The sequence below is a fragment of the Mesorhizobium sp. AD1-1 genome, assembly GCF_020164655.1.
GTDB classification, from domain to species: Bacteria; Pseudomonadota; Alphaproteobacteria; order Rhizobiales; family Rhizobiaceae; genus Mesorhizobium; species Mesorhizobium ciceri.
Genome location: NZ_JAIUGP010000014.1, coordinates 154820 through 176022 on the forward strand (window position 1 = coordinate 154820; position 21203 = coordinate 176022).

18 protein-coding genes are annotated in these 21203 nt (G+C 62.4%); 12 read left to right on the forward strand and 6 right to left on the reverse strand.

The genetic code is table 11. The annotated features are described in order from the left end of the window. Positions 1 to 23: 23 nt before the first annotated feature. Entirely contained in the window at positions 24 to 851 is an 828-nt protein-coding gene (locus LB519_RS24115; RefSeq protein WP_127366003.1) for a MurR/RpiR family transcriptional regulator, read from the reverse strand. 144 nt (positions 852 to 995) lie between these two features. Between LB519_RS24115 and LB519_RS24120 the strand changes: the two genes are divergently transcribed. From LB519_RS24120 to LB519_RS24175, 12 genes are all read left to right on the forward strand, one after another. Then, entirely contained in the window at positions 996 to 1814 is an 819-nt protein-coding gene (locus LB519_RS24120; protein WP_024502760.1) for an N-formylglutamate amidohydrolase, read from the forward strand. A 44-nt stretch (positions 1815 to 1858) separates the two neighbouring features. Further along, a complete protein-coding gene (locus LB519_RS24125) occupies positions 1859 to 3415 on the forward strand; it encodes an amino acid permease (RefSeq protein WP_013529681.1) in 1557 nt (518 codons plus the stop codon). Between the two features lie 87 nt (positions 3416 to 3502). Continuing rightward, positions 3503 to 4873, forward strand: a complete 1371-nt coding sequence (locus LB519_RS24130; RefSeq protein WP_013529682.1) for a glutamine synthetase family protein — start codon at positions 3503 to 3505, stop codon at positions 4871 to 4873. 127 nt (positions 4874 to 5000) lie between these two features. Next, positions 5001 to 6389: an aldehyde dehydrogenase family protein gene (locus LB519_RS24135; RefSeq protein ID WP_224621351.1), complete on the forward strand. Its 1389-nt coding sequence runs from the start codon at positions 5001 to 5003 to the stop codon at positions 6387 to 6389. 17 nt (positions 6390 to 6406) lie between these two features. Beyond that, positions 6407 to 7579 (forward strand): iron-containing alcohol dehydrogenase, encoded by a 1173-nt coding sequence (locus LB519_RS24140; RefSeq protein ID WP_013529684.1) that lies wholly within the window; start codon positions 6407 to 6409, stop codon positions 7577 to 7579. Between the two features lie 242 nt (positions 7580 to 7821). After that, positions 7822 to 8928 (forward strand): ABC transporter substrate-binding protein, encoded by a 1107-nt coding sequence (locus LB519_RS24145; protein ID WP_013529685.1) that lies wholly within the window; start codon positions 7822 to 7824, stop codon positions 8926 to 8928. A gap of 187 nt (positions 8929 to 9115) precedes the next feature. Beyond that, a complete protein-coding gene (locus LB519_RS24150; RefSeq protein WP_224621361.1) occupies positions 9116 to 9910 on the forward strand; it encodes an ABC transporter permease in 795 nt (264 codons plus the stop codon). Next, the gene (locus LB519_RS24155) at positions 9907 to 10698 is read left to right on the forward strand and encodes an ABC transporter permease (RefSeq protein ID WP_013529687.1); all 792 of its coding nucleotides are present in this window, start codon (positions 9907 to 9909) and stop codon (positions 10696 to 10698) included. Before LB519_RS24150 ends, LB519_RS24155 begins: the two co-directional genes overlap by 4 nt. 16 nt (positions 10699 to 10714) lie before the next feature. Beyond that, the gene (locus LB519_RS24160; protein ID WP_013529688.1) at positions 10715 to 11779 is read left to right on the forward strand and encodes an ABC transporter ATP-binding protein; all 1065 of its coding nucleotides are present in this window, start codon (positions 10715 to 10717) and stop codon (positions 11777 to 11779) included. 262 nt (positions 11780 to 12041) lie between these two features. Beyond that, on the forward strand, positions 12042 to 13592 hold the full coding sequence (locus tag LB519_RS24165) for a cation:proton antiporter (protein ID WP_027161381.1): 1551 nt from the start codon (positions 12042 to 12044) through the stop codon (positions 13590 to 13592). A 166-nt stretch (positions 13593 to 13758) separates the two neighbouring features. Then, positions 13759 to 14661: an endonuclease/exonuclease/phosphatase family protein gene (locus LB519_RS24170; RefSeq protein ID WP_224621352.1), complete on the forward strand. Its 903-nt coding sequence runs from the start codon at positions 13759 to 13761 to the stop codon at positions 14659 to 14661. Next, positions 14658 to 15503 (forward strand): EamA family transporter, encoded by an 846-nt coding sequence (locus LB519_RS24175; protein WP_013529691.1) that lies wholly within the window; start codon positions 14658 to 14660, stop codon positions 15501 to 15503. Before LB519_RS24170 ends, LB519_RS24175 begins: the two co-directional genes overlap by 4 nt. An 8-nt stretch (positions 15504 to 15511) precedes the next feature. On the opposite strand, the gene LB519_RS24180 is transcribed toward LB519_RS24175, so the two are convergent. The 5 genes from LB519_RS24180 to LB519_RS24200 form a co-directional block, all read right to left on the reverse strand. Then, positions 15512 to 16747 (reverse strand): MFS transporter, encoded by a 1236-nt coding sequence (locus LB519_RS24180; protein WP_013529692.1) that lies wholly within the window; start codon positions 16745 to 16747, stop codon positions 15512 to 15514. A gap of 146 nt (positions 16748 to 16893) precedes the next feature. After that, positions 16894 to 17202: a Dabb family protein gene (locus LB519_RS24185; RefSeq protein WP_013529693.1), complete on the reverse strand. Its 309-nt coding sequence runs from the start codon at positions 17200 to 17202 to the stop codon at positions 16894 to 16896. 17 nt (positions 17203 to 17219) lie between these two features. Further along, complete coding sequence (locus LB519_RS24190; protein ID WP_013529694.1) at positions 17220 to 18848, reverse strand: GMC family oxidoreductase; 1629 nt, start codon at positions 18846 to 18848, stop codon at positions 17220 to 17222. 12 nt (positions 18849 to 18860) lie between these two features. Next, positions 18861 to 19619 carry a 3-ketoacyl-ACP reductase gene (locus LB519_RS24195; protein ID WP_013529695.1) on the reverse strand — a complete coding sequence of 253 codons (759 nt, stop codon included), beginning with the start codon at positions 19617 to 19619 and terminating at the stop codon, positions 18861 to 18863. Continuing rightward, complete coding sequence (locus tag LB519_RS24200; protein ID WP_013529696.1) at positions 19616 to 21118, reverse strand: GMC oxidoreductase; 1503 nt, start codon at positions 21116 to 21118, stop codon at positions 19616 to 19618. Before LB519_RS24200 ends, LB519_RS24195 begins: the two co-directional genes overlap by 4 nt. Between the last annotated feature and the right edge of the window lie 85 nt (positions 21119 to 21203).

Consider the following 21203-nt stretch of genomic DNA (forward strand, 5'->3'; position numbering starts at 1 on the left):
CGCTTCGGATCATCGCACATGCACTAACGCAGACTTTCCATCTCGCGAATGCGTTTGGCGCCTTCTGCTTCCAGTTGCCTGGTGACGGCGCCGATCAGCGTTTCGGCGACGACGAAAAGGGCCGCCGATGAATCCCATGCCGACGGCACTGCGGTTCGTCCGGCGATGACATGGCGAGCAAGGCGGGCGATCGGCGACAGCCACTGGTCGGTGAACAGCACGATCTGCACGCCACGCTGATGCGCCTTCTCGGCGAAGCGGAGGAGGCTGTCCTGGTAGCGCCTGATGTCGAAGATGACCAGTACGTCGCGCTTGCCCATGTCGATCAGCCGGTCACGCCACATGCTTTCCTGCCCGGCGAGGTGAAAGACATCCGGCTGGACGATGGCGAGGTGGGCGGCCATGTAGCGCGCCAGCGGATCGGTGAAGCGGCCGCCGATCAGGAAGGTCTTGCCGCGCCGGTCCGCTAGCCGAGCGGCGATGTCGGCAAGCTGCTTGTCGGACAGGTGCCTGAATGTCTCGCGCATATTGTCGAGCGTCGCTTCCAGCATCGGCGACACGGTCCCGCCGCCGGGCGAGGGCGGATTGAGCGTCCTTGTCGCCGGCGATTGCAGTTGCGCCGCCAGTTCGTCCTGCAGGCTCGACTGGAACTCCGGATAGTTCTGAAAGCCCAACCGGGCGACGAAACGCAGGATCGTCGGCGAGGAAACGCCGGCTGCGGCCGAGAATTCAGCGACCGTTTTCAGGCCGATCATCGGGTAGAAGGCAATCAGTGTCTGGGCCGCGCGCCGTTCGCTGGCCGGCATCGTGCCGATGCGGTCGGCGATCAGTTCGGCAATGTTGGAAATCATCTTTTCCCCACCCCTGGCTCGGTCGATGGTCTTTTCCGAAATCGCATTTGACAAAGCCGGACAAACTGTATGAAATCATCCACAGGGACGCAATGAGGCAAAATACGTAACATACGATACAGCGCTCCCCGGGGACGGCAGAGTATGGAGAAAGCACGGCCCGCCAGCCTTGCATCGTCTGATACCGTAAGGGTGACGAACCCCGGCGGATCAAGCCCTTTCGTGCTGACCTGCGATCACGCCTCGAACTTCCTGCCCGCCGAATTCGGCACGCTCGGCCTTGCTGTCGAGGACCTGTCGCGCCACATCGCCTGGGATCCCGGCGCGCTGCCGGTTGCCCGCCGCATGGCGCAGGCGCTCGACGCGACGCTGGTCGAAACCCGCATTTCGCGCCTTGTCATCGACTGCAACCGGCCGCTTGACGCGCCCGACCTGGTGCCGCCGGTCAGTGAGACAACGGCCATACCGGGCAATGCCGGCCTGTCGGAAAGTGAGCGTGCCGCGCGTGTCGCGCTTTCGTGGCGCCCTTTCCACGATACGATTGCGGATATCATCAGCCACAGGCTGTCACACGGTCAGGAAACGCGGCTGGTTTCGGTCCATTCCTTCACGCCGGTATACAAGGGCCGCAACCGGCCCTGGCATATCGGCATCATCCATGACGAGGATCGCCGGCTGGCGGCGCCGCTGATATCGGCGCTGAAGCGGCTTTCCGGTGTCACCGTCGGGGTCAACGAGCCGTATTCACCTGATGACCGAGTCTATTTCACGCTGGAACGGCATGCGCGCTCGCGCGGACTGCCCTGCGCGATGATCGAAATCCGCAATGACGAAATCGCCGGCGAGACCGGGCAGCGGAAATGGGCGGATCTGCTCACGGGCATTTTTTCGGATCTGGAGCCAGAGGAGGCCGGACACACCAGATCGCATTCAGTCGGAAAGTCAGTTCAATCGGCTAGCTAGGGCGGGATCTCATCCCGACCCGAAAACCAACAGGGGACACTAAAATGGCAGCACCGGGTTATACTGAAGTTGACAAGGCGGAGGACGTAAAGCACCTCCACAGCATGGGCTATGCCCAGGAATTGGAGCGGCGCCTCAGTCGCTTTTCGAACTTCGCCGTTTCCTTCTCCATCATCTGCATCCTGTCGGGCGGCATCAATTCGCTGGCCCAGGCCACCTCCGGCGCCGGCGGCATCGGCATCGGCATCGGCTGGCTGGTCGGCTGCTTCGTTTCGCTGACCTTTGCGGTCGCCATGTCGCAGATCAGCTCGGCCTATCCGACGGCCGGCGGCCTCTATCACTGGGGTTCGATCCTCGGCAACCGCGGCACCGGCTGGGTCACCGCATGGCTCAATCTGCTCGGCCTGATCACCGTGCTCGGCGCCATCAATGTCGGCACCTGGACGTTTTTCATCGGCGCTTTCGGCCCGACGCTCGGAATCGAAGGCACGCTGACAAACCAGATGATCTTTCTGATCATCATCACCGGCGCGCAGGCGCTGATCAACCATCTCGGCATCAAGCTGACGGCGAAGCTGACCGATTTCTCGGGCTATCTCATCTTCTTCGGCTCGATCCTGATCGCCATCGTCTGCCTGGCTTCCGCTGAGACCTGGGATTTCAGCCGTCTCTTCACCTTCAAGAACTATTCCGGGGACGCAGGCGCCGGCGTGTGGCCATCCGTCTCGAATGCCTGGGTGTTCGCGCTCGGACTGTTGCTGCCGATCTACACGATCACCGGTTATGACGCTTCCGCGCACACCTCGGAGGAAACCATCAAGGCGGCTTCTTCCGTGCCGCGCGCCATGGTCATGTCGGTGATCTGGTCGGCCGTTTTCGGCTATCTGTTCCTGGCCGCCTTCGTGCTGATGATCCCGAACATGGACGATGCCGCCAAGCAGGGCTGGAACGTGTTCTTCTGGGCCTTCGACCAGCGTGTAAGCCCCGGCATCAAGGAGTTCGTCTACCTCGTCGTGTTCGTCGCGCAGCTGCTGTGCGGCCTTGCCACGGTGACGTCTGCCTCGCGCATGATCTTCGCCTTCTCGCGTGACGGCGGCCTGCCGGGTTCGGCGGCACTCGCCAAGGTCAGCCCGACCTACCGCACGCCGGTGGCGGCGATCTGGACGGCTTCGATCCTGTCGGTGCTGTTCGTCTGGGGTTCGACGCTGGTTTCGGTCGCAGGCACTTCGGCCTACACCATCGTGGTTTCCTGCACCGTCATCTTCCTGTTCCTCTCCTTCACCGTGCCGATCGTGCTCGGCATGCTCGCCTGGGGCACGCCGAAGTGGGACAAGATGGGTCCCTGGAACATGGGGCGCGGCGTGTTCATGCTGTTCGCCTTCCTGTCGATCGTCTCAATGATCCTGATCTTCATCATCGGCATCCAGCCGCCGAACGATTGGGCGCTCTACATCACCGTCGGCTTCTTCATCCTGACGGCAGTCGTCTGGTTCGGCTTCGAGAAGCGCCGCTTCCAGGGGCCGCCGCTCGGCGACATCATTGCGGCGCGTCAGGCGGCCATCAAGGCGGCCGAACAGGCAGTCGGCGAAACCGGCCACTGACCTCGACCATCATGGCCATGGCCGGCATCGTGCCGGCCATGGTTTCGTTCAACTCATTCAAAGCCCAAGCGCTGGAGTGCCAAAGGAATGGCCGGAAATTTCTCGTTCGATCAGTTGAAGAAAGCGGTCTCCAGCGGTGAGATCGACACCGTGCTGGCCTGCATCGTCGACATGCAGGGACGGCTGGCGGGAAAACGCTTCCTGGCGCAGTACTTCGTCGATTCCGCGCATGACGAAACGCATGGATGCAATTATCTGCTGGCCGCAGACATCGATATGGAGCCGGTGCCGGGCTATAAGGCGGCGAGCTGGTCGAAGGGCTATGGCGATTTCGTCATGAAGCCGGATCTCGCCACGCTGCGGCGCATTCCCTGGCTGGAAAAGACCGCGCTCGTGATCTGCGACGTGCTCGACCACCACACGCATGACGACCTGCCGCATTCGCCGCGCGCCATCTTGAAGAAGCAGGTCAAGCGGCTGAGCGAGCGCGGCTATATCGGCTATTTCGCATCCGAGCTCGAATTCTATCTGTTCAACGAGACCTACGATTCGGCCCGCAAGAAGCATTGGCAAGGTCTCGACACCGCATCGCCCTATATCGGCGACTACCAGATCGGCATCACCACCAAGGAAGAAGGCGTCATGCGCCGGCTTCGCAACGAAATGGAAGCGGCCGGCATTCCGATCGAGAATTCCAAGGGCGAGTGGGGTCCTGGCCAGGAAGAGATCAATGTGCGCTATGCCGAGGCGCTCGACATGGCCGACCGCCACGTCATCCTGAAGAACGGCGCCAAGGAAATCGCCGAGTCCGAGGGCAAGGCGATTTCGTTCATGTCCAAGTATAATTACGGGCTCGCCGGCAATTCCAGCCACATCCACAATTCGCTGTGGAGCGCCGACGGCAAGACACCGCTGTTCTTCGACAAAAAGGCCGACTGGACGCTGTCGACACTCGGCCAGCAATGGGCCGCCGGCCAGCTCAAATACGCCAAGGAATTCACCTGGTTCCTGGCGCCCTATATCAACTCCTACAAGCGCTTCCAGGCCGGCACCTTCGCGCCGACCAAGATCATGTGGAGCGAAGACAACCGCACCGCAGGCTTCCGCCTGTGCGGCGAGGGCACCAAGGGCATCCGCATGGAATGCCGCATCGGTGGCGCCGACCTCAACCCGTATCTTGCTTTCGCAGCCCTGATCGCCGCCGGCCTTGCCGGCATCGACGAAAAGCTGGAATTGCAGAAGCCGTTCGTCGGCGATGCCTATCAGGCATCTCGCCTGCCGGAGATTCCGAAGACGCTGCGCGATGCCACCGACACGCTGGCGAAGTCGAAGATGCTCAAGCAGGCGCTCGGCGAGGATGTGCTCGAACACTATGTCCACACCGCAAAGTGGGAGCAGTTCGAATACGACCGCCGGATTACGGATTGGGAACTGCACAGAGGTTTCGAGCGGTATTAGGTATCGGCGGTTCGTCGGCGCCACCCCTTCACTCTTAGCCTTTCCCCGTGGGGAGAGGCTGCCGGCAGGCAGACGAGGGGCAGCGCCAGGCCACACGATTTTGTTGTAGAATACGAGGACTTACAAAATGACCGAGACGGTCAAACTCATTACCCCCGTCGATGGCTCGATCTATGCCGAGCGGCCGATTGCTACAGACCAGGCGATCAACGCCGCAGTGGAACGCGCCAAGGCGGCGCAAGAGAAGTGGGCTGAGACACCTATCGTCGAGCGCGGCAAGTACATGTTGGCTATGCTGGAAGCGCTGGTCGCGATGACCGACGAGATCGTGCCGGAAATCGCCTGGCAGATGGGGCGCCCCGTGCGCTATGGCGGCGAATTCGGCGGCGTCAAGGAACGCACCAACTACATGGTCGAGATCGCCGAGCAGGCGCTCAAATCGGTGCCGGCCTCCAACCCGAAGGACGGTTTCCGCCGCTATGTGAAGAAAGACCCGCTCGGCGTCGTCATGGTGATCGCGCCGTGGAATTATCCCTATCTGACCGCCGTCAACACCATCGTGCCGGCGCTGATGGCCGGCAACACCGTGATCCTGAAGCATGCGGCGCAGACGCTGCTGGTCGGCGAGCGCTTTCAGCAGGCTTTCGACAAGATCGGCCTGCCCAAGGGTGTGTTCCAGAATGTCGTGCTGAACCACGCCCAGACCGAAAGGCTGCTCGGCTCGGGCAAGATCGACCACGTCAATTTCACCGGTTCGGTCGGCGGCGGCCGCGCCATCGAAAAAGCGGCGGCGGGCACCTTCATGACGCTCGGCCTCGAGCTTGGCGGCAAGGATCCGGCCTATGTGCTGCCCGACGCCAAGATGGACCATGCGGTCGCCAATCTGGTCGACGGCGCCTTCTACAATTCCGGCCAGTGCTGCTGCGGCATCGAACGCGTTTATGTGCACGAGAAGGTCTATGACGAATTCGTCGAAGGCTTCATCGCCGAGACCAAGAACTATGTCGTCGGCAATCCGCTCGACCAGGCGACGACGATGGGACCGATGGCGCAAGCGCGCTTTGCTGACCTGATCCGTGAACAGAAGGCGGAAGCGCTGCGCAAGGGTGCCAAGGCGCACATCAACATGAAGGTGGCTAACGACAAGGCTGGTTCGCCTTATCTGGCACCTGAGGTGCTGACAGAAGTCGATCATCAGATGAGCGTCATGCGCGAGGAAAGCTTTGGCCCGATCGTCGGCATCATGAAGGTGCGCAACGACGAAGAGGCGATCGCGCTGATGAACGACAGTCCCTACGGGCTGACCGCTTCGATCTGGACGCGTGATACCGAGCATGCCGTGGCGATCGGCAACCGCGTCGAGACCGGCACGGTGTTCATGAACCGCTGCGACTACCTCGACCCCGCCTTGGTCTGGACCGGCGTCAAGGACACCGGCAAGGGTGCGGGCTTGTCGGCCATCGGCTACGACAATCTGACCCGGCCGAAATCATTCCATCTGCGCGAAGCCATCTGATTTATTGAAAGACAAAAATGTCCAAGCTGATCTCCAAATGGAACTACCCCACCACCGTCCGCTTCGGCGCCGGCCGCATCAAGGAATTGCCTGAGGTGCTGGCGGCCACCGGCATCAAGCGGCCGTTGTTCGTCACCGACCCTGGACTGGCGAAACTGCCGGTCGTTGCCTCGACGCTGAAGATACTCGACGACGCCAAGGTTCCCTACGGCGTCTTCTCCGAGGTCAGGCCTAACCCGGTCGAGTCCAATCTGACCGCCGGCATCGCCGTGTTCAAGAAGGGCAAGCATGACGGCGTCATCGCCTTCGGCGGCGGTTCGGCGCTCGATCTCGGCAAGCTGATCGCCTTCCAGGCCGGGCAGGTCAGGCCGGTATGGGATTTCGAGGATGTCGACGACTGGTGGACGCGCGCCAATTCGGACGCCATCGCGCCGATCATCGCCGTGCCCACCACCGCCGGGACCGGATCGGAAGTTGGCCGCGCCGGCGTTATCACCAATGAGGCGACGCACACCAAGAAGGTCATCTTCCATCCGAAACTTTTGCCAGCAATCGTTATTGCCGATCCGGAGCTGTCGGTCGGCATGCCCGGCTTCATCACCGCCGGCACCGGCATGGATGCGCTCGCCCACTGTCTCGAGGCCTATTGCGCGCCGGGCTATCATCCGATGGCCGACGGCATCGCCGTCGAAGGTGTGAGGCTGGTCTTCGAGAACCTGCCGAAGGCCTATGCCAACGGCAGGGATCTCGTCGCGCGCGCCCACATGATGAGCGCCGCCGCCATGGGCGCCACTGCCTTCCAGAAGGGGCTCGGCGCCATCCATTCGCTGTCGCATCCGGTCGGTGCGCTCTATGACACCCATCACGGCATGACCAATGCGGTGTTCATGCCCTATGTGCTCGCCTTCAACCGTGACTCCATCGAGGAGCGTATCGGCCGGCTCGCCGCCTATTGCGGCATCAAGGGCGGCTTCGACGGGTTCGCCAAGGCGATTATCAAGCTGCGCAAGGAATTGAAGGTGCCGCATGCGCTGCCGGGCCTTATCAAGGGGCTCGACATGGACAAGAAACGCAAGGCGCTGATCGCCGACATGGCGGTGGTCGATCCGACCGCCGGCGGTAACCCGGTCAAGCTGACCAAGAAGGCGGCGCTGACCTTGCTCGAAAACGCCATTGCCGGCACGGTCTGAGGCGTTTTCCGCGCCGCAAAGTGATCTGAAAAGGGGCTATGAAAACAAGGGGGAGGATGACGGGCAAGGCACAAACTAGTTAGCCGGAAAAAGAATCGCGGAGCGATTGCTACATCAGGTTAAAAAGAGTTTACTTTTTCGCACTGCGAGCAGCCGCTTTCACAAAGCTTTCATCTGGCTGTCACATGAAAACGATACCGCATCGCAGGCGTCCAACGGCGTCAGTTCAACGGAGAGAACACATGTTCAAGTTCACGGGGAAAGTGCTTTCCCTTTCGGCCGCGGCGCTTTTCGCGTCGACGGTGATTTCGTCCGCGGATTCGCTGGACGATCTCGTCAAGGCTGCCAAGGCGGAAGGCCAGCTCACCACCATCGCGCTGCCGCATGACTGGTGCGGCTATGGCGATGTCATCGCAGGTTTCAAGGCGAAGTATCCGGAAATCACCGTCAACGAACTCAACCCCGACGCCGGCTCCGGCGACGAGGTCGAGGCGATCAAGGCCAACAAGGACAACAAGGGCCCGCAGGCGCCCGACGTCATCGACGTCGGCCTGTCCTTCGGCCCGACCGCCAAGGCCGATGGCCTGATCCAGCCTTACAAGGTGTCGACCTGGGACTCGATCCCCGACAGCGCCAAGGATGCCGACGGCTTCTGGTACGGCGACTATTACGGCGTTCTGTCGTTCATGGTGAACAAGGACCTGATCAAGGAATCGCCCACCGACTGGGCCGACCTCTTGAAGCCGGAATTCGCCAACGCGGTCGCTCTTGCCGGCGATCCGCGCGTTTCAAACCAGGCCATCCAGGCTGTCTACGCCGCCGGCCTTTCCGGTGGCGCCGCAGCCGGTGAAGCTGCCGGCACTGCTGGCCTAGACTTCTTCAAGAAGCTCAACGCCGCCGGCAATTTCGTTCCGGTCGTGGGCAAGCCGGCAACGCTTGCCCAGGGTCAGACCCCGATCCTGATCAACTGGGACTACAACGCGCTCGCCGGCCGCGACACGCTGAAGGGCAACCCGCCCGTCGACGTCATCGTGCCGAAGACCGGCGTCGTCGCCGGCGTCTACGTGCAGGCGATCAGCGCCTACGCGCCGCATCCGAATGCAGCCAAGCTGTGGATGGAATACCTCTACTCCGACGAAGGCCAGATCGGCTGGCTGAAGGGCTATTGCCACCCGATCCGCTTCAACGATCTCGCCAAGAACGGCAAGATCCCGGCGGACGTGCTGGCCAAGCTGCCGCCGGCGGAATCCTATGCCTCGGCCGCGTTCCCGTCGCTCGACGAGCAGGCTAAGGCCAAGGAAGCTATCAGCAAGAACTGGGACGCCACTGTCGGCGCCAACGTCAAGTAAGACTTGAAATCCACCGGGCGGCCGCGAGGCCGCCCGGTCCTTCCTCGAAGACGGTAGCCGGCGCATGACCGATCTCTCGCTTTCAAATCAGGCATTCGCCACCAAGCCGGTGCCGCCGAAGGAGGCGACCGCCTTCCGCTTGCCAACGCAATGGATCGGCGTGGCGCCGTTCTTCATCTTTGCCCTAATGTTCTTGATCCTGCCCACGCTCTATCTCGTCGTGGGAGCCTTCCGGAACGGTGAAGGCGGGTTCACGCTCGACAATATTCTGCAGCTGGTCAGCGATCCGTCGATCAGCAATTCCTACTGGTCTTCGATCAAGATCAGTTTCTGGTCGGCCATCATCGGGGCGTTTGCCGGGCTCGCCATCGCGATCGCGATCGTGCGCGGCGGACTGCCAAGCTGGACGCGCTCCGCGACCCTGACGTTTTCGGGCGTCGCCTCGAATTTTGCCGGCTTGCCGCTCGCCTTCGCGTTCCTGGCTACGCTCGGCCGCGTCGGTATCGTCACGACGCTTCTGCGTGACGTGCTCAACATCAACATTTACGCGATGGGCTTCAATTTTCTCACCACAACGGGCCTGATCGCGGTCTATCTGTTCTTTCAGATTCCCCTGATGGTGGTCATCATCGTACCAGCCATCGACGGCTTGAAGAAGGAGTGGGGCGAGGCTGCGGCCACGCTCGGTGCCACGCAGGCGCAGTACTGGCGCATGGTTGTCATCCCTGTGATATGGCCGAGTTTTCTCGGTACGGTCATCCTGTTGTTTGCGAACGCCTTCGGCGCCATCGCCACCGCTTATGCGTTTGCCGGTCCGACGCTTAATATCGTTCCGATCAAGCTCTACTCGCAGATGAATGGCGACGTGCTGCACAACCCGCAACTCGCTTATGCCATAGCCTTTGGCATGATCGTCATCACCGGGCTTGCGAATGTCTTCTACATCTGGTTTCGGACTCGGTCCGAAAGGTGGCTCAAATGAAGTCGGGTAAGTTCTGGGCCTGGGTCGTCTTTGTTGTCGGGGCTGCCTATTTCTTTATTCCGTTGATGGCGACGGTCGAGTTCTCGCTGCGCATGCGGCGCGGCGTCCACTCCTTCGACGCCTATCAAGTCGTGCTGGGAGACGCGCGCTTCCAGTCAACTTTCCTCTTTTCAGTCATCGCTGCGCTCTGCACCATTATCCTGGGGGTGCTGATCGTGGTGCCGGCGGCATACTGGATCCGGCTGCGTCTGCCTCAGCTCAGGCCAATCGTCGAATTCATCACCCTTTTGCCGCTGGTCATTCCGGCAATCGTCATCGTCTTCGGCTATATCAGGATGTACGGCTCGAACTCGCCGCTGCCATTCTTGGCAAGCAATTGGGGTGCGAACGCGTTGCTTGTCATTGGCTATACGACGCTGTCTCTGCCTTACATGTATCGGGCCGTTGACACCGGTCTGCGCACCATCGATGTGCGTACGCTGACCGAAGCCGCGCAAATTCTGGGTGCGGGCTGGGGCACCATCATCACCCGCGTCATCCTGCCCAATGTGCTGATCGCGGTGCTGTCCGGCGCATTCCTGACTTTCGCCATCGTCATTGGCGAGTTTACAATGGCCAGCCTGCTCAGCCGTCCGGCTTTCGGCCCGTATCTGCAGAACATCGGCGCCAACCGTGCATACGAGCCCGCAGCCCTTGCAGTGATCGCCTTCGCCATCACCTGGGGCTGCATGTCGCTGATCCAGATCCTGTCCCGCTTCGCGCCGAAATCGGCGAACCGCCCAAATTGATCGAGAGAACCACGCCATGGCCGACCCATTCCTCTCCATCCAGCACGTTCGAAAATCTTTCGGCGCCACCACGGTGGTGGAGGATTTCAATCTCGACGTAGAGCGCGGCGAATTCGTCTCCTTCCTCGGGCCATCCGGCTGCGGCAAGACGACGGTGTTGCGCATGGTTGCCGGTTTCGAGGAGCCGAGCGCGGGCACGATCGTCGTCAGCGGCAAGGACATTACGAGACTGAAGCCCAACCAGCGCAATGTCGGCATGGTGTTCCAGGCCTATGCGCTGTTCCCGAACCTGACCGTGGCGCAGAATATCGGCTTCGGCTTGAAGGTCGCCGGCATGCCGAGGGCGGACATCGATGCCCGCGTCGCCGAGATGCTCGGCATCATCAAGCTGCCGCAGATGGCGGATCGCTATCCCTACCAGCTCTCGGGCGGCCAGCAGCAGCGCATCGCGCTAGCCCGCGCCATCGCGCCGAAGCCAAAGCTGCTGCTGCTCGACGAGCCGCTGTCGGCGCTCGACGCCAAGGTGCGCGTGTCGCTGCGCGAGGAAATCCGGTCGATCCAGAAGAAGCTCGGCATCACCACCATCTTCGTCACGCACGACCAGGAAGAGGCGCTGTCGATCTCGGACCGCATCGCCGTCATGTATGGCGGCAAGGCCGAGCAGGTCGGCACGCCATTCGAGATCTACAACCGGCCGGCAACCAAGTTCGTCGCCAATTTCGTCGGCACGCTGAATGTGCTGGAAGGCACCGTCACCGATGCCGCCGCGGGCACGGTGCGGGTCAATTCCGAACAGGTCTCGCTCAAGGGCAAGCTCAACGGTTCCAAGTCGGGCGACACGCTGTCCCTGGCGCTGCGTCCGGAAGCTATTTCGCTGGGCCGCCAGCCTGGCCGTGACTCCAGCCTATCCGGAGAAATCTCCGAAGTGCATTTCCTCGGATCGGTCATCCGGGTTCGTGTCGGCATCGGCGGCAACACGGTCTCGCTCGACACGTTCAACAGCCCGGCAACGCCGCCCCCCGCAGTTGGTGAGAAGGCCGAGATCTCGTTTTCTTCGAGCGATATGCTCGTGCTGCACTAGGCTGCTGCGCTTGTTTGGAATGAATGGCTGTATCCCGGTTAGCGAAGGGGGAAGGATGCTTCCGCCCGCGTGGCATGGGCTGCAGTGCAGGGAAGTCCGCGTTTAAGCGAGCCCCATATCAGATGATTTCAATGTCGGTGTGGACGGCGATTTGTCAGGAAGCAATTCGAGGTATTTTCTGCCGGCTCGAGCTTGCCGGGCAATCAACAATTTCCAGCCGCTTTGCCGCTGCCAGAATCTCGCTTCCCGGCTATAAGAGGCCATGGTTCTTTTCGAACTGACACTCGTTCTGCTGTTGATCGCCGTTGCGCTGACGGCGCTGTCGCGGCGCGTGCAGGTTCCTTATCCCTCTTTGCTGGCGCTGGCAGGGGTGGCCATCGCCTTCGTGCCTGGCGTGCCGACCATCGAGATCGACCCGGAACTGGCGCTTGCCCTGTTCATCGCGCCGGTGCTGCTCGACGCCGCCTATGACACGTCGCTGCGCGATCTCAACCGCTACAAGGTGCCGCTTGTGCTGCTGGCGCTTGGTGCCGTCCTTTTCACGACAGCGACGGTGGCGCTGGCCGGCTGGGCGATGGCAGGTCTGCCGATTGCCGCGGCCATAGCGCTTGGCGCCATCGTGGCGCCGCCCGATGCGGTTGCGGCATCGGCCGTGCTTGGCCAGTTCAAGGTGCCGCATCGCATCACTGCCATTCTGCAAGGCGAGAGCCTGCTTAACGACGCCACCGCGCTGCTGATTTACCGAATGGCGATTTCTGCGGCAGCAGGCTCCATTCTGCTGAGCAGCGCCGTTCCGATGATCCTGCTGTCCACGCTCGGCAGTCTTGCGGCCGGCTATCTGCTTGGCCGGTTGTCTCTGATGACGCTGGGCCGGATCGAGGACCCGGCGAGCGGCACTGTGGTGCAATTTGCCGGCACGTTCGGGGTCTGGATCCTGGCCGACAGGATCGGACTGTCGGCCATCATCACCATAGTCGTCTATGCCATGACGATCGCCCGCACCGCGCCGCGCCGCATGCCGGCCAGAAACCGCATCAGCTCTTATTCCGTCTGGGAAACGGCGGTCTTCGTGCTCAATGTTCTGGCTTTCGTGCTGATGGGCCTGCAGGCGCGTACGATCGTCGGCCGGCTTGCCGGGCAGGGGCAGACCGATGCGTTCGTCCTGGCCGGGACAGTGCTCGCCATCGTCATCGTCTCACGCTTCGTCTGGGTTCTGGGGTGCGGCGCGATCATCAGGTGGTTTGACCGTTTCGGCGTGGCTGATCGTCAGCGTGACGCTCCGTCGTTTCGTGGCGGCGTGCTGATCGGCTGGTGCGGGATGCGCGGTTTGGTGACGCTTGCGGCGGCATTCGCCCTGCCGGCTGAATTCCCGGCCCGCGACCCGATCGTGCTCGCTGCCTTCACGGTCGTCCTCGGCACGCTGGTGCTGCAAGGCATGAGCCTGAAGCCGCTGCTGCGCCTTTTGAATCTCAATCCTGACGAAACGGTCGACCGCGAGGTTGCGCAGGCGCGCGTTGTGGTCATGCAGGCGGCGCTCGACATATTGAGCGGCAAGACATCGGACGCGGCGGCCGCGGTGCGCGAGCAATATGCCGCTCAACGCAAGATCGCCAAAAACCCCGACGATGCTCAGGCGGCGACCGAATATGACCGCTTGCGTCTTTATGCGATCAAGAGCCAGCGCGACGCGCTGGAGGAATTGCGCCGCAACGGGACGATTGGCGACGAAGCCTATCATCGCCTTGAGGAAGAGATCGACTGGACCGAACTGGCCGCGTCGCCACCCGGCCGGTTCCAGCCGCTGAATACTTGAGGCATCGCACGCCGTTTTCCGGCGCACGGAAGATACCGAGGTGCTTCGGGATCGGTGCATGATCCCGGTCAGGGGCAAGGCTGGTCCAAGCCACGTCCATTCTCCTGCACATTGCAACCGTGGCATCGAACCGCTACTGCCAACACGAAATTGAGCCGGATAAGCAATGAAGCTGGTCAGCTACAACATCCAGTACGGGTTCGGCAGCGACGGGCGCTACGATCTTTCGCGCGCCGCGCGCATCGTTGCCGGCGCCGACATCATTGCACTGCAGGAAGTCGAGCGTCACTGGCAACGCAGCAATTTCGACGATCAGCCGGAACTGCTTTCCAGCCTGCTGCCCGACTATCACTGGGTCTATGGCCCGGCCTTCGACATGGACGCCAGCGAGCGGCATGACGGCCGCCTGGTCAACCGGCGCCGCCAGTTCGGCACCATGGTGCTGTCGAAACTGCCGATCGTCTGGTCGCGGCTGCATGCGCTGCCGATGCGCCGCACGCTGCGGCCGCTCAACACCCGCAATGCAGCACTTGAATGCATGATCCGCACGCCGGCAGGGCCGGTGCGGATGTTGTCGCTGCATCTCGCCCATATCGCGGCCGAGGAGCGGCTGGAGCAGATCGACTATCTCCTGGCCGAGCATCGCCGGGCACCGTCCGACGGCGGGCCGTGGAGCGGCGTCGACGACGAGCCCACGCGCAACTGGACCAGCGGCGAAGCGGAGCCGGAAAACCCGCTGGCGGCGATCTGGATGGGCGATTTCAACATGGAGCCGGGCAGCGTCGAATATCGCCACATCGTCGGCAGCACGCCCTACCATCGGGGTGCCGCCTATCTCAGCGGTTTCGTCGATGCCGCCGCCGTTGCCGGGGAGCCGGTTCCGGACTTCCATACCCATGTGAAGACCATCGACGGCAGATTGGCAAAGCGCCGGCTCGACCATTGCTTCGTCGGCGGCATGTTCGCCGGGCGGGTGCGTTCGATCGGTGCCGATATCGGCGAGGTTGCGTCGGATCATTTTCCGTTGCGGGTCGACATCGACCTGGAAACGCCCGGCATTGCCACATGACGCTTTTCGTTTTTTTCGCAGTGCTTGCCGCCGCTGCCATGCACGCGATCTGGAATGCGCTGGTCAAGGTTCATCTCGACCGCTTCCTGTCGATCACGCTGATGACGCTCGGCATGGGCGCGGCGGCACTCGTGGTGCTGCCCTTCGTCGAAGTGCCGAAGGCGGAGGTGTGGCCCTACATCATCGCCTCCGTCATTTTCCACATGGGCTACCGCACCTTCCTGATCGGCGCCTACAAGGCCGGCGATTTCGCCCAGACCTATCCGCTGGCGCGGGGCACCGCACCTCTGCTCTCGGCCTTTGGCGGCATGTTCGTCGTTGCCGAGATTCCCGGCCCGTTCGCCATGCTCGGCATCTTCCTGTTGTCGGCCGGCACGCTGGTGATGTCGTTTCGTGGCGGCGCACATCTGGAAAAACTCAATCTGCGCGCGGTTGGCTTCGCACTGGGCACTTCCATCTTCATTGCCAGTTACACGCTGTCCGACGGCAGCGGCGCACGGCTGGCGGCAACCGCGCAGAGCTATGCAGCCTGGCTGTTCATCTGCGATGCTTTTGGCGCCTTGGTGCTGTGCCTCATCTTCCGCGGGCCGAAGGCGCTGCCGGTGTTGGCGCGCGACTGGAAGGCAGGGCTGTTCACGGGCGTGCTCAGCGGCGCCGCCTACTGGATCGTCATGTGGGCGATGACCAAGGCGCCGATCGCGTCCGTGGCCTCGCTGCGCGAAACCTCGATCCTATTTGCCATGATGATCTCGGTCTTCGCTCTCGGCGAAAAAATGACCGGCTGGCGCGGTGCCGCCGCGCTCAGCATCGTCGCCGGTGTCGTTGCGCTCAGGCTCGGCTGATTTCGACCCTAGTTGAGTACGGTCATCAGCTGGCCACGTCGTTCCGGACTGAAACGGATGACGACGATGATGCAGATGGCGACCACGCCTGCGAACAGCGCCAGGGCATAGCCATAGCTGCCTCCGGCGCTTTCCGCGATTCCTGCCTGATAGGGGCCGCCATAGGACGCGGCGAGATTGCCCGCCTGATAGATAAAGCCGGGCAAGGTCGCCCGCACCGCTCCGGGCGAAAGCTCGTTGAGGTGCACGGGGATGACGCCCCAGGCGCCCTGGACCGCGACCTGCATGACGAAGGCGCCGATGGCGAGCATGAACGGCGTGGTCGAGTAGGCCCATAGCGGGATCGATGGCAAGGCGATCAGGCAGGCCAGCGTGATGGCGTTGACGCGGCCGATCTTTTCGGACAGCGCGCCGAACGCCAGGCCGCCGACGATGGCGCCGATATTGGCGACGATGGTGATCCAGCTCACCGTATGCGGATCGAAGCCGTGCTGCTTCTTCAGGAAGGTCGGGTAGAGGTCCTGCGTGCCATGACTGAAGAAATTGAAGAACATCATCAGCACGACGGCATAGAGCGCGACACCCCAGTGTTTCTGCAGGGTTTCCCACATGCCCGGTCGAGCCGTCTTCTGCGCTTCGACGAAGGCCGGCGATTCCGGCACATGCGAGCGGATGAAGAGCACAATCAGCGCCGGCACGAAGCTGAGCAGGAACATGGCGCGCCAGCCGATCGTGTAGCCGCCGATCGTCTGCTGATAGAGCAGGCCATAGACCACCGCCGCCAGCAGATAGCCGGCCGGATAGCCGCATTGCAGGATGCCGGAGACCATGCCGCGTGCGCTCGGCGGAATGGATTCCATGGCCAGCGAACTGCCAAGCCCCCATTCGCCGCCCATGGCGATGCCGAACAGCGCACGCAGGGCGAGGAAGATGCCGAGATTGGGCGAGAAGGCGGCCAGCGCGCCGATCACCGAATAGCTCACGATGTTGAGCATGAGGATCGGCTTGCGCCCGTATTTGTCGGCAAGCATGCCGAAGAAGAACGCGCCGATGAAGCGTGTGGCCAAGGTCAGGAACAGCGCCTTGGAGACCGCGGGCACGTCGGCGTGGAATTCGGTCGCGATATCGGTGAGCAGGAATGTCAGAAGGAAGAAATCGAAAGCATCGAGCGTCCAGCCCAGGAACGAGGCGAGGACGGTCTTCTTCTGCTGCGAATTAAGGGGCAAATCTTCCTCCTCCACCATCATCGATGTGAGGAATTATCAGCCAGTTCAGGGAAGACCGGTGGTCACTTTTTCGCGCGGCTCATTTGATCGAACGCCCGCTGAGGTGCAATGAGGAGCGACCGGTGCCATCTGTCGATGAACTCGATCGTGGCTTGATGGTGAGTCTAGATTTCGAGATCAAACACCATCAGCCCGTCCGTGCCGCCTTCCAGGGCAGCGACCAGGCGTGCGCCGGCGCGCTGGTGCGCTTCATGCACAAGATAGGCATCGCGCGCGGCAGCATCGCGGAAGTCGATGGTGAAGCCATGGGTGAAGCCGCGTGCGAACGGCTCCGGGCTGACATTGGCGCTGAATTTTACGGCGTCCATGCCGTCGATCAGCTGTCGCAGCGCCTCGAGATCGGCATGGACCGCCGTGCGCTCGGTAGCGGCGACGTCATTGCGAAATCTAGCGAAAACACAGTGCCTGATCATGTCTTGCTCCTCAGCGGCTAAGCAGCCCGGTTTCCGGAAAACACCGCCGGCGGCAGCGGCTCGCGGCCGAGGACCAGATCGGCTCCTTTTTCACCGACCATTATTGTCGGCGCATTGGTGTTGGATGAAGGCACGCGCGGCATCACCGAGGCGTCGCAAACGCGCAGGCCCTCGATGCCGCGCAACCGCAGATCCGGTGTCACCACGGCCATGTCGTCATGGCCCATGCGGCAGGTGCCAACCGGGTGATGGTCGGTTTTGGAGGTGCGGCAGGCATAGTCGAACAGCTCGTCGTCGCTGGCGAGCGACGGCCCGGGCAGCACTTCGCGCAGCACGTAAGGGGCAAGCGCCCTCTGTCGCATGATCTGGCGCGCCAGTCGCAGCCCCTTGATCGACATGGCGCGGTCATAGGGATCGGACCAGTAGTTCGGATCGATCAGCGGGTGGTCGGACGGGTCGGCACTCTTCAGCCGCACCGTGCCGCGTGAGCGCGGCCGCAGGAAGGCCGAGTTCAGGGTGACACCTGGATTGTTCAGCTTCTCGACGCCGGCCTCGATGCCGGATCCCAAACCGAGATGGAACTGAATGTCGGGCGAGGCGGCGGTCGGGTCGGCGTACCAGAAGCCGCCGGTCTCGAACAGGCTGGAGGCCACCGGGCCTTTCTTCAGCAGCAGATATTGCAGACCGGCCCAGGCCGTGCGGTGCAGCTTGGCGTAGTTGTCATAGGTGTGATCGCCGGTGCATTCGGCGATGACGAACAAATCGAGATGGTCCTGCATGTTGGAGCCGACGCCGGGCAGGTCATGCACCGGCGTGACGCCGACCGACTTCAGATGGTCTGCGGGGCCGATCCCCGACTGCATCAGGAGTTTCGGCGAGCCGATGGCGCCGGACGAGACGATCACCTCGCGTTCGGCGCGCAGGATTTTCTTCTCGCCGCCCGGCCTGTCGACCACCTCGACGCCGATAGCGCGACCGTTCTCGACGACGATGCGCGTCACCAGCACATCGGTTCGGACGGTCAGATTCTTGCGGGTGCGGATCGGCTTCAAATAGGCGACTGAAGCGGACGAGCGCCGGGCATCCTTCTGGGTCAACTGGTAGTAGCCGACGCCTTCCTGGGCAGCGCCGTTGAAGTCCGGGTTGAAGGGGATGCCCATCTCCTGGCCGGCACGGAAATAGGCCTCGCAGATAGGCAGCGGCGAAATCGGGTTGGACACGCCGAGCGGGCCCTGGTCGCCATGAAAGTCGTTGGCGTAGCGCTGGTTGTTTTCGGCGCGCTTGAAATAGGGCAGCACGTCGCGATAGCCCCAGCCGGCGAGGCCTTCTTCCTTCTCCCAGGCGTCGTAGTCGCGGGCATTGCCGCGCGTGTAGATCTGCGCGTTGATGGACGAGCCGCCGCCGACGACCTTGGCCTGCGTGTACCAGAAGACGCGGTCCTTCATGTGCTTTTGCGGCACGGTCGACCAACCCCAGGAAGCAATGCCTTTGGTCATCTTGGCGAAGCCCGCCGGCATGTGGATGTAGGGGTGCCAGTCCTTGCCGCCGGCTTCCAGCAGCAGGACCGAATTGCTGGGATCTTCGCTCAGCCGGTTGGCCATAACGCAGCCGGCAGGACCGGCGCCCACGATGATATAGTCAGTCATTTCCTGATCCATTCATAGCCGTGGCACCGAGAGCGCGCCGTCGACATTGATGATCGAGCCGGTCGAAAAGCCGAGCTTGCCGCCGGCGAGCGTCGCCACCACCGCGCCGATGTCCGATGCTTCGCCCCAGCGTTTGGCCGGAACCAGGCCGCCGTCGATAAGGGCGTCATATTTGGCGGTCACGCCTGAGGTCATGTCGGTGCGGATGATGCCGGGCCGGACTTCGAAGACGCCGATGTTTTCAGGCGCAAGCCGCAACGCCAGGTTCTTCACCCACATCGAAAGCCCGGCCTTCGAGATGCAGTAGTCCGGCCGTTCCGGCGACGCCATTTCAGCACTGACCGAGGTGATGGTGATGATCGATCTCTGATCGCCTGGCGCAGCCAGCATCGCCTTGGCGACAGCCTGGCTGAGGAAGACGGTGCCGCGCAGGTTGATGCCCAGCGTGCGGTCGAAATTCTCCGGCTTGAGGTCCAAGAGGTCACCGCGCACCACGGCGCCGACGCCGGCATTGTTGACCAGGCAGTCGATGCGGCCGAAGGCGCGCATCGCGGCATCGACAAGTGCTGTATGGGTGTCGAGGTCCGCGATGTCGCACCTGACATAGGCGAATTTTGCGCCACGCTTGGCGATGTCGGGGGCAAGTCCGTCAGCGGCTGTTTCGGCAAGGTCGGCGACCAGAATATCGAAGCCGGCATCCGCCAGTGCCTGGGCGCAGGCGAGGCCGATGCCGCGCGCGCCGCCGGTGACGATGGCGGCGGGGCGGGTCATGCGACGAGGTCCGTCTTGCGGATGTGGTCAGCAACGCGCAGCGCTTGGGCTGCAATCGACAGCGCTGGGTTGACCGCCGCCGAGTTCGGCAGGAAACCGGCGTCGACGACGAACAGGTTCCGGTGGTCGAAGGAGCGGCAGTAGGGGTCGAGCGCCGCCGTCGCCGGATCGTCGCCCATCTTGATCGTGCCGCATTGATGCGACGGCGTGCGCTTGTCGAAGGGGCGCGACAGCACGATGGGATAGCCGCAGGCGCGGAAGTTTTCGCGCATTACCTTGTTCAGCCCGTCGAGCGACTGCATGTTGGAGCGCCGCCACTGCATGATGATGTCCTTGCCGTCGACCATGATGCGGCTTTCCGGGTCGGGCAGGTCTTCGCACATAAGGTACCAGTCGACGGCGTGGCCGGCCATGAAGTCGAGCGCGAATCCCGGCGTGTACTTGACATTGGCCCGCAGCATGTTGCCGTCGATCTTGCCGAGCAGTTGGACGTTCCCCAGCGGCTTACCGCCCTTGCCGTCGGACAGATAGTAGTCGTTGAGCATCAGCGTCTTCTGGTAGACGGCATCGTTGCGGCGGCGCGGATCGATCGCCAGCATGGCGCTGGAATTGTGGTTCATGAAATTGCGCCCGACCTGATCGGAGCGGTTGGCAAGGCCCTTGCCATCAGGAGACGGTGATCGCAGCAGGATGACGGCGGAATTGACCGCGCCAGCGGAGAGGATGACCAGTTTCGGCGCGACCTTTTTCAGCTCACCATTCTGCCGATAGTGGATGGCAGCAATGGTTTTGCCGTCGGTCGATGCCTCCAGGTACTCGACATAACAGCCGGTCTCGAGCCGGATGTTGGTGTCCTTCAGGGCCGCCGTCAGCGGTCCTGTCTGCGCGTCGACCTTGCCCTGGCCGGTGTTGGGAAACGCATCCCAGCCGGTCTTGCCCTCTTTCAGCCAGGTGTCGATGTCGACGCCGAGCGGCAGCGAGGCCGGATGCAGGCCGAGGTTTTTCAGCTCGGCGCGGGCGCGGGCGATCGGCGCCTCGTCGGGCACCGGCTTGTAGGCGTAGGGGATCGAATGGAACGGCTCGGTCGGATCCTCGCCCAGTGCACCGCGCACGCGAAACAGCTGTTCGGCTTTCGAATACCAGGGCTCGAATTCCTCATAGGAGAACGGCCATGCCGGCGAGACCCCGCCAAAGTGCTCCATGGCGGCGAAATCTTCCTTGCGGTAGCGGATCAGCACCGCGCCATAGAACTTCGAATTGCCGCCGACATAATAATAATTGCCGGGGTTGAAGGCGGCGCCGCCGGCCTCACGCCACATCTCCTTCGGCCTATAATGGCCGTCGACGAAGATCGAGCGCGTGTCGCGCGCGTGCGGCGTCGCCGGCAACGGCTCGCCGCGCTCGAGCATCAAGATCGAGGCGCCGCTGCCGGCAAGGCCGGAAGCGATCGTGGCGCCGCCGATGCCGGAGCCGATGATGACGATGTCCGGATTTCTCATGGCCTAAATCGCGTCCCGACGCGCTTTAGTTTTTTGTTTTGATGCATGTCGTTGCCCCAAAACCGGATCCACTTTTGGGCGACAT